The organism is Flavobacterium sp. 9 (genome assembly GCF_002754195.1).
Classification (GTDB): Bacteria; Bacteroidota; Bacteroidia; order Flavobacteriales; family Flavobacteriaceae; genus Flavobacterium.
The window spans coordinates 1,989,421-2,003,530 of sequence record NZ_PEEU01000001.1; the positions used below are offsets into that span (position 1 = coordinate 1,989,421).

Genomic DNA, 14,110 nt, shown 5'->3' on the forward strand with positions numbered 1-14,110 from the left:
TAAATAAAAAACGGCAATCTGAAATGTTCAGATTGCCGTTTTCTTTTACTTTAAATAGAAATTATTAATCGTCTAATTTCATATTTCCACGATCTTCATGATTATCAGGATGTGAATTTGGATAACGATTTGGATTCACATCAGAATTTCTGTCTTTGTTCTCAACCGTTTTTTTCGCCTCTTCTTCTGTCGAAACGCCACGGTTTGCATTTGGATTATTTGGATCTATTTCGTTTGAAACTTCTTTAATGTTTTCGTTTACATTTCTTGCACGATCTACAATTTCTTTATTTCCATCAGCGTCTGTTACAACTTCTTTTTTGAGCTTTGATGCATCAGATTCTTTATCATGAGAAACATTTTTTCCTTTTAATTCTTCGCTATCTTTTTGCGTTCCGTTTATCTTTTTGGAACCTAAATTATTATTTTCCATAACATTACATTTTTTTCATTACTATATAATATTACGAATTTTACAAATAGAAAATAAGTTCTTTAACATAGCTTTGGGTTTCTAAACAACTTTTATTTTCAACATTAAAAGTCTAAAATTCAATTTATTGAAAGTAAAAACATTCTAGATTCTCATTCAAAATTGTAACTTTAATAAAATTCTAAAATCATTTGCAATGAACTTTTTCAAAATCAAAACGAGTTGGTCAAACGCCGAATTTATTTTAATAAAACTATGTATGGCATCAGCCTATATTTTAATTGGAAGCTATTTTCATGATTTTTTTAAAGATTACTATTCTCCATTATTCATTCTATTGGGCATAACCGCAATTTGGTTCTTTTTTACATGGCTAAAGAAAATGAAAGCTTCAAAACCGTAATAATATAGTATCGGGAATTATTTACTTTCTCAAACAAAACTATCTTTGCAGTCTAAAAATACAGCATGCATCAACATTTTATTCTTTTTAAACCTTACGGCTATCTGAGTCAATTTATATATGAACTAAAAAGAAAGAAAAAGCTTTTGGGCGAATTATATGATTTTCCCGAAGGAACAATGGCAATTGGTCGTCTGGATGAAGATTCTGAAGGATTGCTTTTATTAACTACTGACGGAAAAGTAAGCGAGCAAATCAGAAGCAAAAAAGTCGATAAAGAATATTATGTCCAAGTTGACGGAGTTATTACGCCAGAAGCGATTGAACAATTGCAAAATGGTGTAGAAATTGGTTTTGATGGCGGCAAATACAAAACCAAACCTTGTTCTGCTTTTATTGTTACCGAAATTCCGGATTTTGGTCCGAGAGCAAAAAAAATACGAGACGAACGACATGGACCAACTTCATGGGCATCGATAATTGTAAATGAAGGAAAGTTTCGCCAAGTTCGAAAAATGACCGCTGCAGTTGGTTTTCCTACTTTAAGATTAGTTCGCGTTCGTATAGGAAATGTATATTTGCAAGACTTAAAAGCCGGAGAAGTTCTCGAAGTTTCCGATTTTTTTAAATTAGAAAATGAGTCAATTTGATAATTAGATAATTGGCAAATAAACGATTAACCGAATAAACAAATAAACGATAATGCTAAACGTAGTTCTTGTAGAACCTGAAATACCTAATAATACGGGAAATATTGGACGATTATGTGTAGGTACAGAAAGTAGATTACACTTGATTCATCCTTTCGGATTTGTGATTAATGATAAAAACCTGAAACGTTCAGGATTGGATTATTGGGTACATCTTGACGTAACCGAATATCAAAATATAGAAGAATGGATTGCACAGATTCCGGATCAATCACGTGTTTTCTTAATGAGTTCTCACGCAGATAAATCTTATCTGGAAACTGATTTTCAAGATGGAGATTGGCTCGTTTTCGGAAAAGAAAGTGTTGGCTTAAGCAAAGAAGTTTTAGCGCGTTTTGAAAATCATTTAACTATTCCAATGTCAAAATTAATCAGAAGCTTTAATATCGCTAATTCTGTCGCTTTTGTAGTTGGTGAAGCAAAGAGACAAATTGGATTGAAGGCTTAAATATGAGACCTTTTATTGACGTAAATAATCTTAGTTATTCTAAAGAAACTTTAATCTACTATTCAAGAAGTCTTATTTCTCTATGGATATGTATTCTAATTGGTTTCTCAATTGGTGCTATTTATGCTTTAAAAATAAAAAACGGTTACTTCTTATCCTTATTTTTATTAGTTTTTATTGTATTTCAAGGTAATGAACAATTCAAATTATTAAAAAGAATTAATGAAGTTCAATTTAGAATTAATTCAAAAGGAATCCAATATAGAGATTTGCCTTTAGTTTCATGGAGTAACATTGAAAACGAAAGAATTGTCACCGAAGGACATCGTAAGTCAAGAAGACATTTTTTTGTTTACTACATTATTAGCGAAGACAATAAAATGAAAATTGATATCGAACAATTAAATGTTGGGATTGGCGATTTAGAACATACCATTACTATTCACAGAAATAGATTTAAGAGAGAAAATAATATTGTTTAATTTTAAACTTCAAAACAAATCAGTTTCAAAATGACAGAAAGAATAATATTTACACTACAAGTAATACAAATAGATTTTTTTACTGCCTTTGGACTTTTTACTATTTTATACTTTCTAACTTCAATTTTTACAAAAAATCAGTTTATAAAAAACGTTGATGAAGAATCAAATCGTTTTATTTCATTTATTGGAATTCTTTATCTAATAATATGGTCTGTTGGATTATTTGTGGAATTAAACATTTTAAATGCCGAAGAAAAATCTCAACTTCTAAATCAAATGTTCGGAAAATATTGGTTTAGCTTTTGGCTTCAACCCTTACTTTGGATTTTAATAAGTCAGCTTTTAAGATTCAAATTCATTAGAAAAAGCATTTTACTAAGATTACTTTTTAGCATTTTATTTATTTTCTCAATAGAAAAATTGGTGATAATTTTCACTTCTTTTCATCGAGACTATTTACCAAGTTCCTGGACGATAAATAATGATTTAGGTATTTATCCTTCGAACTTACTTCTCGAATTACTAATGAAAATTACTGTTTTCTTTTTGTTTGTTGGAATTTTCTTTTTAATCAATCAAAAAATCAATAATTACAAAATTGCAAAAATTAAGTAATCACAAACTTTCCTTTCTCGGCATCAAAAATAATATGTTCGTCTTTGAATAAAGTAGCAAAACTTCCTTTTGAAATTAAATGACAAGGTTCATCCTGAACGATTAAATCCGGTGTCATAATAATCATTTCGTCACTTAATTGTATCGCCAAATCAATATCGTGTGTCGAGAATAAAATACACTTTTGGGTTTCTTGTGTTAGCTTTTTCAACAATTTAAAAAGCGATACTTTATGCAGTAAATCAAGATGTGTTGTAGGTTCATCCAAAATAATTAACGGTGTATCTTGTGCCAAAGCTCTTGCAATTAAAACCTTTTGCAATTGTCCGTCACTAATTTCGAAATGTCTTTTTTGAGCTAAATGTTCGATTTGAGTTAGTTCTAAAGCCTCTTGAACTTTCTCGATATCGGTTTGGGTCAAAGTCCCTATCCAATTTGTGTAAGGCTGACGTCCAAGCGCCACTAATTCAAAAACAGACAAATTACTTGGTGGCAATTTTTCGGTTAAAACCAAACTTAAATTTTGTGCTAAATCTAAAGGTTTATAATCACTTATATTTTTATCATTCAGAAAAACATTTCCCGCTAACGGATGCTGAATTCCTGTAATAGTTCTCAGCAAAGTCGATTTCCCAATTCCGTTTGCTCCAATTAAAGAAATGAGTTTTCCAGAACTTAAATTCAAATTTAAATCCTGAGCAATAGTCACAGTTTCTTTCTTGGACTTATAGCCAATACTTAAATTTGAGGTTTTTAGAATTGTGTTCATTTTTTTAAGGTACTAAGGTTCTGAGATACTACGTTGCTAAGTTTTTTTTGCCGCAGATTTAATGATTTAAAATCTGTGTTAATCTGTTTAATCCGTATAATCTGTGGCCTATATTTTTACTGAAAGTTTCTTTTTCGCATTAGCAAATAAACTACAACCGGCGCACCAATTATAGAAGTTATTGCATTGATTGGCAATGTGGTTTCTAAGCCCGGTAATTGTGATGCTATATCACAAAACAACATAATTATACCTCCATAAAAAAAAGTGCTCCAATATAATATTGCGTGATTACTGGTTTGAAAAGTCAGCTTTGCAATATGCGGAACTGCTAAACCTATAAAAGCTATTGGTCCGGCAAAAGCAGTAATGCTTCCGGCCAGAATACTTGTTGCAAAAATAATCGTAAGTCGGGCTTTCTTATAATTCAGACCCATACTTTTCGCATAATTTTCGCCTAAAAGCAATGCATTTAATGGTTTTATACTACTTGCACTCAAAAGCAAACCAAAACCCACACAAATTGCCAAAATAGAAATAGAAGTCCATGACAGATTTCCTAAACTTCCTAACGACCAAAAAGTGAATTTCTGCAATTGTTCAGCGGAACTAAAATAGGTTAAAACCCCAACAATGGCACTTGTAAAACTACCAAACATAAGTCCAACAATTAATATTGCCATTGTATTTCGTAAACGCTGTGCCACTAATAAAACCAGCAATAAAACTGAAACACTTCCTAATGTTGAAGCCAATACGATTACATATGGAGATAACAAAATTGAATTTAAGAATGCTGGCAATAAACCGGCACCCAAAATTACAATTGCAACTGCCAAAATTGCTCCTGAACTAAGTCCCAAAACATCAGGACCTGCAAGAGGATTTCGAAATAATGTCTGCATCAGCAAACCACTGATAGACAATCCAACGCCAACCAAAACAGCCGTAATAGCTTTTGGTAAACGATAATTGATAATTATATATTCCCAAGTCGATTTACTTGCTTCGCCGCCTGTTAAACTGGTATAAACTTCCTTGAACGGAATTGTAACCGAACCCAGACTAATGTCCAGAAAAAACATAAACAGAAGTGCTAAACCAAGTATGGAAAACAGGATTATATTTCGCTTTTTATTGACCAATTGCTTTTAGTTTAATTTAGATGCAAATGTAAACTCATAACTTGGCAATAAATCAGGATGAAATATTTTGATGTAATCTTTTAATACTAAATCCGGGCGACTTGGTGCTAACTCATAGTAAACAGTTCCGCCGGTTGCCCCAACTTTTCCTTCAAAAGTATAAACGTTTTTGTTTTTAAAAGCATCAAACTGACTGTAATGCGGATTCGTTTTTCCAAATTCTTCTAAGCTTTTAAATGACCCTGAAGCAATCCAGAAATTAGCGTTTTTTGCTTTTACCAATATTTTTTCAAAAGACAAACCTTCACTTCCGGTTCCTTTTAAATCTGCCCATAAATAATTAGCATGAGCATCTTTCATAAACTGAGCTACCCAACTGTTTCCTTTGGCTACATACCAGATATCCTGATACATAGAACCGTATAAAACAGTTGAAGTCGCAGGTTTATCAGCAACTAATTTCTTTGCCTGATCGTAACTCAAAACAATTTTATCAAACAATTCTTTAGCTTGATCTTCTTTACCAAACAAAGCTCCATAAAGCTTAATCCATTCTGCTTTTCCTAGCGGAGATTGCTCCATCCAATCGGCTTGAACGAAAACATTTAGTCCACTTTTTTTCAAATTCTCCAATGTTGGATTGTTATTGTCTACACCAAAAGTTACAATCAAATCCGGAGACAATTCTATTAATTGCTCAATGTTTAATTTCTCATTTTCGCCTACATTTTTAACAGAACCTTTGTCAATTAATGCTCTTGTTTTTTCTGAAGAAATATAATCGGTATGTGGAAATGCAACCAGTTTATTTTCAACTTCCAACATTTCAAGAAATGGAATACTTGTAGTTGATGTTACTACAATTGATTCTAAAGGAACTTTGATTGTATTATATTTTTGTAAACTATCCGGAACTTTTGCATCTTTCTCTTTTAAGACATAAGTGAATTTTGCATTGGCATTTGGCCAAGGATCAGAAACCGTTACAACCGAGTATCCATCATGCTTTACGATTGAAAGTCCGGAAGCATATTCTATACTATTTTTTGCAATTTCAGGTTTTGCAATCTCCGTTGTTTCATTTTTTTTACATGCTACAAGAAGAAAAAAGGGTAAAATAAAAATAAATTTAGGTAGTAAATGTCTCATATATAGGTTCTATTGTTTTTTAGTGGAATTTGGTCTCGTTTTTTCACTATTATGGCATGTAATTTGAATCTTTACATTTTCATAATTTAAGTTTTCGATAGTGACAAAGGTAAGGTAATTTCTATTTTTTTTGTTTACCTTTATTCTTACAAAACCCAAAAAATACCATCTTAATTATATGAATACCACAAAAACAAAAGTTTGCTCGAGTTGTGATTCTTCTTTTAGTTGTGGAGATACATCAACCGAAAACAAGTGTTGGTGTAATGACTTTCCTCCAATTTTCAATCTTTCAGAAGGAGGAGATTGCCTTTGTCCAAAATGCTTTAAAGAAGCTTGCGAAGACAAAATTGATGCGTATGTAGAAACAATGACTCCCCAAAAAGCACTTAAAAATAAAGCGATATCTTTACCCACACAAGAAAAACTAATCGAAGGAATTGACTATTATATTGAAAATGGCAATTACGTTTTTAAACCCTGGTTTCACTTAAAAAGAGGAACTTGTTGCGGAAACGATTGTCGTCATTGCCCGTATTAAATTGTTGATTATAAATTATTAATTGTTAATTATGAAGAATAACGTTATTAAAGATAAAAGTTTTGATTTTGCTATTCGAATAGTTAAGTTATATCAATATCTCTCTCTTGAGAAAAAAGAATTTATACTTTCAAAGCAGCTCTTAAGATCGGGAACAAGTATTGGGGCAATGGTGCGAGAAGCAGAACATGCCGAAAGTAAAAATGACTTTATTCATAAATTTGCAATTGCTCAGAAGGAAGCTAACGAATCTGTTTATTGGCTTGAATTATTAAACGCAACTGATTACTTAAGCAAAAAAGAGTTTGAGAATATTAATAATGATGCAATTTCAATATTAAAATTAATAACCAGCATTATTAAAACTACTAAAAGTCAACTCATTTCTAAACAGCCTCTACTTAAAATTCACAACTAACAATTTACAATTAATAATTAAAAATGATTTACTTAATTACCGGAGGCGAGCGATCAGGAAAAAGCAGTTATGCTCAAAACTTAGCACTGCAACTTTCAAACGCTCCAATATATGTGGCAACCGCCAGAAAATGGGATGCAGATTTTCAGAACAGAATCGACAGACATCAGCAAGAACGCGATGAACGCTGGACGAATATTGAGAAGGAAAAACATTTAAGCGAAATTGATTTTAGCGGAAAAGTTGCCCTGATTGATTGTGTAACACTTTGGTTGACGAACTTTTTTATCGATCATAAAAATGATGTTCCTTTAAGTTTGGAAGAAGCAAAAAAAGAGTTTCTATCAATTGCTGCTCAGGAAAATGCAACCTTGATTATTGTGACAAACGAAATTGGAATGGGTGTTCATGCCGAAACTCATATTGGCAGAAAATTTACAGAATTGCAAGGCTGGATGAATCAGTTTCTTGCGTCAAATGCGAATGAAGTTGTGTTGATGGTTTCTGGAATTCCGGTAAAAATTAAAGGTTAACAATTGCAAAAATCAATATCAATTGCAATTTCAAAAATCAATGTCAATTAAAAAAATACAATCTTTTAAATTTCAAATTCCAACATCGTGAAGTATCTTTACACATAATGAAAAATTGAGATTGAAATTGATTTTTGAAATTGAAAATTATGAGTTATTTAGATGATATCTTAAAATCCCGACGCGATACCCGACATTTTACGACGGATGAAGTTCCTGACGAGGTAATCGAAAAGGCTTTACAGGCTGGACATTGGGCGCCTTCGGTTGGATTAACGGATGCTACAAGATATTATATTATAAAATCTGCCGAAGTCAAAAATGCTGTAAAAAATCTATTTTTAGACTACAATAAAAAAGCAGAAGAACTTACCGATAATCCGGAACAAAAAGAACATTATAAATCGTTGAAACTTGAGGCAATCGAAGAAGCTCCAATTGGACTAATCATTGCTTATGATCGATCTGTTTTAAATCAGTTTACAATTGGAACCGTTGGAAGTAACGAAGCGGTGAAATTTAGCTCTGTTTGTGCAGCACAAAATATTTGGCTTTCGCTTACAGAACAAGGTTACGGAATGGGTTGGGTTTCGATTTTGAATTATTATCAGTTTAAGAAGATTCTGGATTTACCTGATAATATTGAGCCTTTGGGTTATTTCTGTATCGGAAAACCTGCAACGAATTACGATAATCAACCGATGTTGCAACAATTGCATTGGAAACAAAAATCTGAAACTCCGGATTGTAAAGAAATTAAACAAATAATTCAGAATCCTGTTTTAGATTTTGAATCAAAAACTCAAATTCAAGTTGAAAACAAAAGTAATTTCAGCACTCTTTTACAAGACAAAATAGATTCTAAAACGAAACCTATTGGTGCTTTGGGAACTCTGGAAACATTAGCTTTTCAGATGGCAACAGTTTTTGAAACTTTAATTCCAAAAATAACAAACCCAAATATTGTCGTTTTTGCTGCTGATCACGGTATTGCAAATCATGGCGTCAGTGCATATCCGCAAGATGTGACGCGACAAATGGTTGGTAATTTTCTGGAAGGTGGCGCTGCAATAAATGTGTTTTGTAATCAAAATAATATTCAATTATCAATTGTAGACGCTGGCGTTAATTATGATTTCCCTACAAATGCTAATCTTATTCACGCTAAAATTGCAAAAGGAACTCAATCCTTTTTGCATATTCCGGCAATGAGCGAAACTGAATTGCAATTGTGTTTCGAAAAAGGGAAATCAATCGTTACGAATATTGCAAAAACAGGTTCGAACTGCATTGGTTTTGGCGAAATGGGAATTGGAAATACTTCTACAGCGTCTGTTTTAATGAGCCTGTTAACTGGTTTTTCTATCGAAGAATGCGTCGGAAAAGGAACTGGTGTTGAAGATAAGAAATTACTTCAGAAACAAGATTTACTAAAAAAAGCAATTGAAAATTATTCCGGTCAAGCCGAATTAAAACAGCAATTGGCTTATTTTGGTGGTTTTGAAATTATTCAAATGGCAAGCGGAATGTTAACGGCTTTTGAAAACAAAATGCTTATTTTGGTAGACGGTTTTATTTGTAGTGTTGCTTTTTTAATCGCTTCAAAAATAAATCCTGATATTCATAAAAATGCTGTTTTCTGTCATTGTTCTGCTGAAAAAGCGCATCAAAAACTATTAAATTATTTAAATGCAAAACCTATTTTAAACCTCGATTTGCGTCTTGGCGAAGGAACGGGTTGTGCTGTTGCTTTCCCAATTTTAAAATCGGCTGAAGCTTTTTTGAATGAAATGGCAAGTTTTGAAAGCGCTGGAGTTAGCAGGAAATAGAAAAATCCAATATCAATGGCAAATTTCAATATCAATTAAAAAAATAAAAAATCAATTTCTTAAATGAAAAAAGAACTACATATCTTCTTTACCTGTTTAATGTTTTACACCAGAATTCCATGTCCAAAAAACATTGATCACAATCCTGATTATTTGAATAAAGCAACCCGATATTTCCCTTTCATTGGTTGGATTGTTGGAGGTATTTCTTTTTTAGCATTCTATCTTTTTTCACTTTTTTTATCTACCGAAACAGCTGTAATCTTAGCTATTATTGCTTCGATATTGACAACCGGAGCTTTTCATGAAGATGGATTTGCTGATGTTTGTGATGGTTTTGGCGGAGGCTGGACCAAAGAAAAAATTCTAATGATTATGAAAGACAGCGCCATTGGTGCTTATGGAGCAATTGGTTTAGTTTTGCTCTTTTTATTGAAGTTCAAATTGCTTTCAGAATCTATTTTGCTATTCGATGGTAAAAACTCTTATCTTCTTATTCTCCTTTTATTTGTTTCTGCTCACGCTTTGAGTCGTTTGGCTGCAATTTCAATTATTTTCACGCATGAATATTCTCGTGATGATGCTTCGAGTAAAAGCAAACCAATTGCTAAAAAACATACTTGGAAAGAAATTTCAGGATCATTTTTCTTCGGATTACTTCCGTTGTTGGTTTTCTCTTATTTTCAATATAAATTTCTCTTGGCTTTAATTCCGGTTTTTATAATGCGTTATTTTTTAGCCCGATATTTCCAGAATTGGATTGATGGCTACACAGGAGATTGCCTTGGCGCAACGCAGCAGGTTTGTGAGGTTGTTTATTATTTAAGTATTCTATTGGTATGGAAATTTATCTAGTTCGTCACACTGAAACTGTTTGTGAAAAAGGCATTTGTTACGGACAATCTGATGTAGATCTGGCAGAACCTTTTGATTTAGTTTTTGAAAACATTCTTTCGCAATTACCTTCAGAAGCTATTATTTTCTCAAGTCCTTTAAAACGTTGTGTTATTCTGGCTGAATATATCGAGAAGAATATCAAAACTATTTCTTTTGAAAAAGAAGAGCGTTTAATGGAAATGAATTTTGGCGATTGGGAATTGAAAAACTGGGATAATATTCCACAAGAAGAACTTAATCCCTGGATGGAAGATTTTGTCAATATTAAGGTTTCGAATGGAGAATCTTTTGTTGAATTACATCAAAGAGTTGGAGATTTCTTATCTGATTTAATTTCAAAAAAAATAACAAATCCTATTATTCTTGTAGTGCATGCCGGCGTTATACGAAGTATTTTATGTCATCAAACTTCATTGCCTCTAAAAGATGCTTTCAACAACAAGGTAGACTTTGGTCAAGTAATAAAAATAGTACTTTAAACACCATTTTGTTTAGAATTTGTTTTAAAAAGTGAAACAAATTTGAAAATTCGATAATTTTAACTTTATCTTTGCACGAAATTAAGGTTGTGTTCATTTTTAACACATTAAAAGGGAATCAAGTAATAATTCTTGAGCTGTACCCGCAACTGTAAGCTTTGTTCTGAAAAGAATGCTTGTTGTAACTACAAAACCACTGCTCGCCCCGGCGAATGGGAAGGTAAACAACAAGACGCAAGCCAGGAGACCTGCCTTTGTAACGAATATCGAGCTCTCGGGAAAAAGAGTTTAGAAATTATGACTTTAAAAAAACGGTTTGCTTTTTGTTTATTGCTGTTGTGCCAAATTATTTCGGCGCAGAACGACTCTATTACCAAATTGAAAGAAGTCGTAGTTTCTGACGCAAATCTTAAAAAATACTCCAATTCACAATCCGTTTTAAAGCTTAATGATTCTGTCATTAATAAAAATGAGGCTTTATTAACGGATCTTTTAAACTTTAATTCCACTATTTATTTTAAAGAATACGGCCGTGGAATGCTTTCTACAGTCTCTTTTAGAGGAACTACTGCATCACAAACCGCAGTAATCTGGAACGGAATTAATATCAATTCTCAGATGAACGGAAGTACTGATTTCAATACTATTTCTGGCTCTGATTATAATTCGATAAGTGTAAAAGCTGGTGGCGGAAGTGTTATTTATGGAAGCGGAGCCGTTGGAGGAACTGTACATTTAAACAACGATTTGGCATTTTATAGTCGGTTTGAGACTAATTTAAAACTTGATTACGGAAGTTTCAATACTATTGGAATCAATTTTAAAACTAATATTTCGAATGAAAAATGGAGCGCGCAAATTGGCTTTTCAAAAAATAGTTCGACAAATGATTACAAATACATCCATAAATACAACTGGAAAGGCGAACAACGCTGGAATCAAAACGGTCAGTATGATATAATAACTATGAGCGCAAATGTTGGTTACAAATTTGACGCAAAAAATAGTTTGAAATTATACACTCAAACTTCTAATACAGATAGAAACACTTCTTTAGTATCTGAAACGGAAACTAAAACCAGATATGTAAATGGTTTTAACCGAAACTTATTAGAATATGACGGCGATTATGGAAAGTTTACCACTAATCTGAAAGCAGCATATATATTCGAAAACTATCAATATTATCCTGATAATGCGATTAATTTTTTCACTTATGGAAAAACAGAAAGCTTTATCACAAAAGCAGATTTAGGATATAAAATTTCTAAATCAACACAAATAAACGGAGTTCTGGATTACAACAGAACTAAAGGTTACGGAACTGGTTTTGGAGATCACGTTAGAGAAATTAGTTCGGCTGCTTTATTGGTTAAACAAGATGTTTCGACAGATTGGAAAAATGAATTCGGAATTAGAAAAGAGTTTACAGACAATTATCAATCTCCTCTCCTATTTTCTTTAGGATCTTCGTATCAATTTAGCAAATTGTATAATCTGAAATTGAATTTATCACGAAATTTCAGAATCCCGACTTTTAATGATTTGTACTGGGAACAAGGCGGAAATCCAAATTTAAAACCTGAAAGTTCTTATCAGGCAGAAATTGGTAATGTTTTCACTTTCAAAAATATATCATTGACTCAAACCTTTTATTACATGAAAATAAAAGATTTATTGCAATGGATTCCGGGAAGCAACGGTATTTGGTCTCCACAAAATACGGATAAAGTAAATAGTTATGGTGCTGAAACATTATTAAGCTGGAAAAAACAGTTTGGTAAAAACATCTTTGCCGCAAATGCCACTTATGCTTATACGGCTTCAAAAAATGATGAAACCAAAAAGCAGCTTTTCTATGTTCCGTTAAATAAAGTAACTGGATCTGTTTCTTATTCCAGAAATAGAATTTCAGCTTATTATCAATTTATGTTTAATGGTTTTGTTTATACAACCGAAAATAATGACCCGAAGGATATAATAAATGATTATAATGTTTCGAATATCGGAATTGACTATGATTTTAAATTTCTCGACACTTTCAAACTTGGTTTTCAAGTATTAAATCTTTTCAATAAAGAATATGAAAGTTTGGAATACAGACCTCAGCCAGGTCGCAATTTTAATATGTATTTAACCCTAAAATTTTAATATAATGAAGTTTAGCAAATTATTTTTAGTAGCACTTAGTGTTTCGCTATTTGTTTCGTGTTCAAACGATGATAACAATAATGATAATGATACTCCAAAAGGAGTTTATGACAATGGTTTTTTTATCTTAAATGAAGGAACTACAAAAGGTACTGTTTCATTTTCGACTGATGATTTGACTTCTTCTACCAAAGATGTTTACGCTGCTGCAAATGGAACTGATGTACTTGGGAAATATGTTCAAAATATATTTTTTAGTGGCGACAACGCTTATATTATTTCCGGTGGAGCCAACAATATTACAGTAGTTAACCGTTACACTTTTAAATTAATTACTAAGATCGAAACTGGTTTAAAAAACCCAAGATACGGAGTTGTAAAAGATGGTAAAGCGTATGTTACGAATGCAAATACGTATTCATACGAAAATGCTGCAACAGGAGATACAGATGATTATGTTGCCATAATTAATCTTACAACTAATACTTATGAGTCAAAAATCGACTTGAACACAACCGCTAACAGAGTGGTTTTGAAAGATGGAAAATTATATATCACAGATTCTTACAGTGATAAATTATCGATTGTTGATATTGCGACAAAAAAACTGGATGCTCCTGTACAAATTGGTAAAACCGGTGATTGTATTGAAGAAGAAAACGGAATTCTTTACATCTTAAAAGGTGGTTATGAAAATATCAGCGGACTTGTAAAAGTAAAAATAACAGACAAAACATTTACTGAATTTGCTTTTCCTGACAACTTAAAAGAAGCAGGATTTATGGATGTTAATGACAGTAAAATTTACTATACAGTAGGAAGTGCTGTTTATGTAATAAACACTAATGCTACGGCTCCATCTACAACACCACTTTTAACTTCTGCAGCAACTAATATATATGGATTTGCAGTTAAAAACAATCGTATTTATGTTGCGCAAGGAAACTTTAAGACAGATGGTACAGCTTACATTTATAATTTAACCGGTGCATTACAAAAAGAAGTAACTACCGGTATAGGAAGTAACGGTTTTTACTTTAACGATTAATATTTTTTAGAATTAGTTTTTGGATTTTACCAAAAAAGGGCTTTCATTTCTGAAAGC

At 32.1% G+C, this 14,110-nt stretch carries 17 protein-coding genes and 1 riboswitch; of the genes, 13 read left to right on the plus strand and 4 right to left on the minus strand.

The annotated features are described in order from the left end of the window. Positions 1–64 precede the first annotated feature (64 nt). The gene (locus tag CLU81_RS07705) at positions 65–433 is read right to left on the minus strand and encodes a hypothetical protein (protein WP_099709287.1); all 369 of its coding nucleotides are present in this window, start codon (positions 431–433) and stop codon (positions 65–67) included. 196 nt (positions 434–629) lie between these two features. On the opposite strand from CLU81_RS07705, the gene CLU81_RS07710 reads away from it, so the two are divergent. The 5 genes from CLU81_RS07710 (at position 630) to CLU81_RS07730 (ending at position 3,094) form a co-directional block, all read left to right on the plus strand. Then, positions 630–836, plus strand: coding sequence for a hypothetical protein (locus tag CLU81_RS07710; protein WP_099709288.1), 207 nt, complete (start codon positions 630–632; stop codon positions 834–836). 65 nt (positions 837–901) lie between these two features. Beyond that, positions 902–1,486, plus strand: coding sequence for a pseudouridine synthase (locus CLU81_RS07715; protein ID WP_099709289.1), 585 nt, complete (start codon positions 902–904; stop codon positions 1,484–1,486). A 52-nt stretch (positions 1,487–1,538) separates the two neighbouring features. Beyond that, the gene (locus tag CLU81_RS07720; protein WP_099709290.1) at positions 1,539–1,994 is read left to right on the plus strand and encodes a tRNA (cytidine(34)-2'-O)-methyltransferase; all 456 of its coding nucleotides are present in this window, start codon (positions 1,539–1,541) and stop codon (positions 1,992–1,994) included. A 2-nt stretch (positions 1,995–1,996) separates the two neighbouring features. Continuing rightward, the gene (locus CLU81_RS07725) at positions 1,997–2,476 is read left to right on the plus strand and encodes a hypothetical protein (RefSeq protein WP_099709291.1); all 480 of its coding nucleotides are present in this window, start codon (positions 1,997–1,999) and stop codon (positions 2,474–2,476) included. Positions 2,477–2,506: 30 nt separating this feature from the next. Further along, a complete protein-coding gene (locus tag CLU81_RS07730) occupies positions 2,507–3,094 on the plus strand; it encodes a hypothetical protein (protein ID WP_099709292.1) in 588 nt (195 codons plus the stop codon). Here CLU81_RS07730 and CLU81_RS07735 read toward each other — a convergent pair. The 3 genes from CLU81_RS07735 to CLU81_RS07745 all read right to left on the minus strand — a co-directional run bounded on the left by CLU81_RS07735 (position 3,087) and on the right by CLU81_RS07745 (position 6,157). Beyond that, a complete protein-coding gene (locus CLU81_RS07735) occupies positions 3,087–3,863 on the minus strand; it encodes an ABC transporter ATP-binding protein (RefSeq protein WP_099709293.1) in 777 nt (258 codons plus the stop codon). The two genes, CLU81_RS07730 and CLU81_RS07735, sit on opposite strands and share 8 nt — an antisense overlap. Before the next feature lie 116 nt (positions 3,864–3,979). After that, positions 3,980–5,008: an iron ABC transporter permease gene (locus tag CLU81_RS07740; RefSeq protein WP_233209677.1), complete on the minus strand. Its 1,029-nt coding sequence runs from the start codon at positions 5,006–5,008 to the stop codon at positions 3,980–3,982. A gap of 6 nt (positions 5,009–5,014) precedes the next feature. After that, the gene (locus CLU81_RS07745; RefSeq protein ID WP_099709295.1) at positions 5,015–6,157 is read right to left on the minus strand and encodes an ABC transporter substrate-binding protein; all 1,143 of its coding nucleotides are present in this window, start codon (positions 6,155–6,157) and stop codon (positions 5,015–5,017) included. A gap of 178 nt (positions 6,158–6,335) precedes the next feature. On the opposite strand from CLU81_RS07745, the gene CLU81_RS07750 reads away from it, so the two are divergent. From CLU81_RS07750 to CLU81_RS07785, 8 genes are all read left to right on the plus strand, one after another. Beyond that, the gene (locus CLU81_RS07750) at positions 6,336–6,698 is read left to right on the plus strand and encodes a DUF5522 domain-containing protein (RefSeq protein WP_099709296.1); all 363 of its coding nucleotides are present in this window, start codon (positions 6,336–6,338) and stop codon (positions 6,696–6,698) included. Between the two features lie 31 nt (positions 6,699–6,729). After that, positions 6,730–7,116, plus strand: a complete 387-nt coding sequence (locus tag CLU81_RS07755; RefSeq protein ID WP_099709297.1) for a four helix bundle protein — start codon at positions 6,730–6,732, stop codon at positions 7,114–7,116. A gap of 23 nt (positions 7,117–7,139) precedes the next feature. Continuing rightward, complete coding sequence (cobU, locus tag CLU81_RS07760) at positions 7,140–7,649, plus strand: bifunctional adenosylcobinamide kinase/adenosylcobinamide-phosphate guanylyltransferase (protein WP_099709298.1); 510 nt, start codon at positions 7,140–7,142, stop codon at positions 7,647–7,649. A gap of 149 nt (positions 7,650–7,798) precedes the next feature. Continuing rightward, complete coding sequence (gene cobT, locus CLU81_RS07765) at positions 7,799–9,478, plus strand: nicotinate-nucleotide--dimethylbenzimidazole phosphoribosyltransferase (RefSeq protein WP_099709299.1); 1,680 nt, start codon at positions 7,799–7,801, stop codon at positions 9,476–9,478. Between the two features lie 63 nt (positions 9,479–9,541). Next, positions 9,542–10,333, plus strand: coding sequence for an adenosylcobinamide-GDP ribazoletransferase (locus CLU81_RS07770; RefSeq protein WP_099709300.1), 792 nt, complete (start codon positions 9,542–9,544; stop codon positions 10,331–10,333). Next, on the plus strand, positions 10,318–10,854 hold the full coding sequence (cobC, locus tag CLU81_RS07775) for an alpha-ribazole phosphatase (protein ID WP_099709301.1): 537 nt from the start codon (positions 10,318–10,320) through the stop codon (positions 10,852–10,854). Before CLU81_RS07770 ends, cobC begins: the two co-directional genes overlap by 16 nt. Before the next feature lie 67 nt (positions 10,855–10,921). Then, positions 10,922–11,125: riboswitch (cobalamin riboswitch) on the plus strand. Between the two features lie 26 nt (positions 11,126–11,151). Further along, a complete protein-coding gene (locus CLU81_RS07780) occupies positions 11,152–13,005 on the plus strand; it encodes a TonB-dependent siderophore receptor (protein ID WP_099712700.1) in 1,854 nt (617 codons plus the stop codon). 4 nt (positions 13,006–13,009) lie between these two features. Next, complete coding sequence (locus tag CLU81_RS07785) at positions 13,010–14,053, plus strand: YncE family protein (RefSeq protein ID WP_099709302.1); 1,044 nt, start codon at positions 13,010–13,012, stop codon at positions 14,051–14,053. The last annotated feature ends 57 nt before the right edge of the window (positions 14,054–14,110 follow it).

Coding starts and splice junctions, on each gene's coding strand:
- CLU81_RS07705 (WP_099709287.1), bottom strand. CDS start 433: ATGGAAAATAATAATTTAGGTTCCAAAAAGATAAACGGAACGCAAAAA.
- CLU81_RS07710 (WP_099709288.1), top strand. CDS start 630: ATGAACTTTTTCAAAATCAAAACGAGTTGGTCAAACGCCGAATTTATT.
- CLU81_RS07715 (WP_099709289.1), top strand. CDS start 902: ATGCATCAACATTTTATTCTTTTTAAACCTTACGGCTATCTGAGTCAA.
- CLU81_RS07720 (WP_099709290.1), top strand. CDS start 1,539: ATGCTAAACGTAGTTCTTGTAGAACCTGAAATACCTAATAATACGGGA.
- CLU81_RS07725 (WP_099709291.1), top strand. CDS start 1,997: ATGAGACCTTTTATTGACGTAAATAATCTTAGTTATTCTAAAGAAACT.
- CLU81_RS07730 (WP_099709292.1), top strand. CDS start 2,507: ATGACAGAAAGAATAATATTTACACTACAAGTAATACAAATAGATTTT.
- CLU81_RS07735 (WP_099709293.1), bottom strand. CDS start 3,863: ATGAACACAATTCTAAAAACCTCAAATTTAAGTATTGGCTATAAGTCC.
- CLU81_RS07745 (WP_099709295.1), bottom strand. CDS start 6,157: ATGAGACATTTACTACCTAAATTTATTTTTATTTTACCCTTTTTTCTT.
- CLU81_RS07750 (WP_099709296.1), top strand. CDS start 6,336: ATGAATACCACAAAAACAAAAGTTTGCTCGAGTTGTGATTCTTCTTTT.
- CLU81_RS07755 (WP_099709297.1), top strand. CDS start 6,730: ATGAAGAATAACGTTATTAAAGATAAAAGTTTTGATTTTGCTATTCGA.
- cobU (WP_099709298.1), top strand. CDS start 7,140: ATGATTTACTTAATTACCGGAGGCGAGCGATCAGGAAAAAGCAGTTAT.
- cobT (WP_099709299.1), top strand. CDS start 7,799: ATGAGTTATTTAGATGATATCTTAAAATCCCGACGCGATACCCGACAT.
- CLU81_RS07770 (WP_099709300.1), top strand. CDS start 9,542: ATGAAAAAAGAACTACATATCTTCTTTACCTGTTTAATGTTTTACACC.
- cobC (WP_099709301.1), top strand. CDS start 10,318: ATGGAAATTTATCTAGTTCGTCACACTGAAACTGTTTGTGAAAAAGGC.
- CLU81_RS07780 (WP_099712700.1), top strand. CDS start 11,152: ATGACTTTAAAAAAACGGTTTGCTTTTTGTTTATTGCTGTTGTGCCAA.
- CLU81_RS07785 (WP_099709302.1), top strand. CDS start 13,010: ATGAAGTTTAGCAAATTATTTTTAGTAGCACTTAGTGTTTCGCTATTT.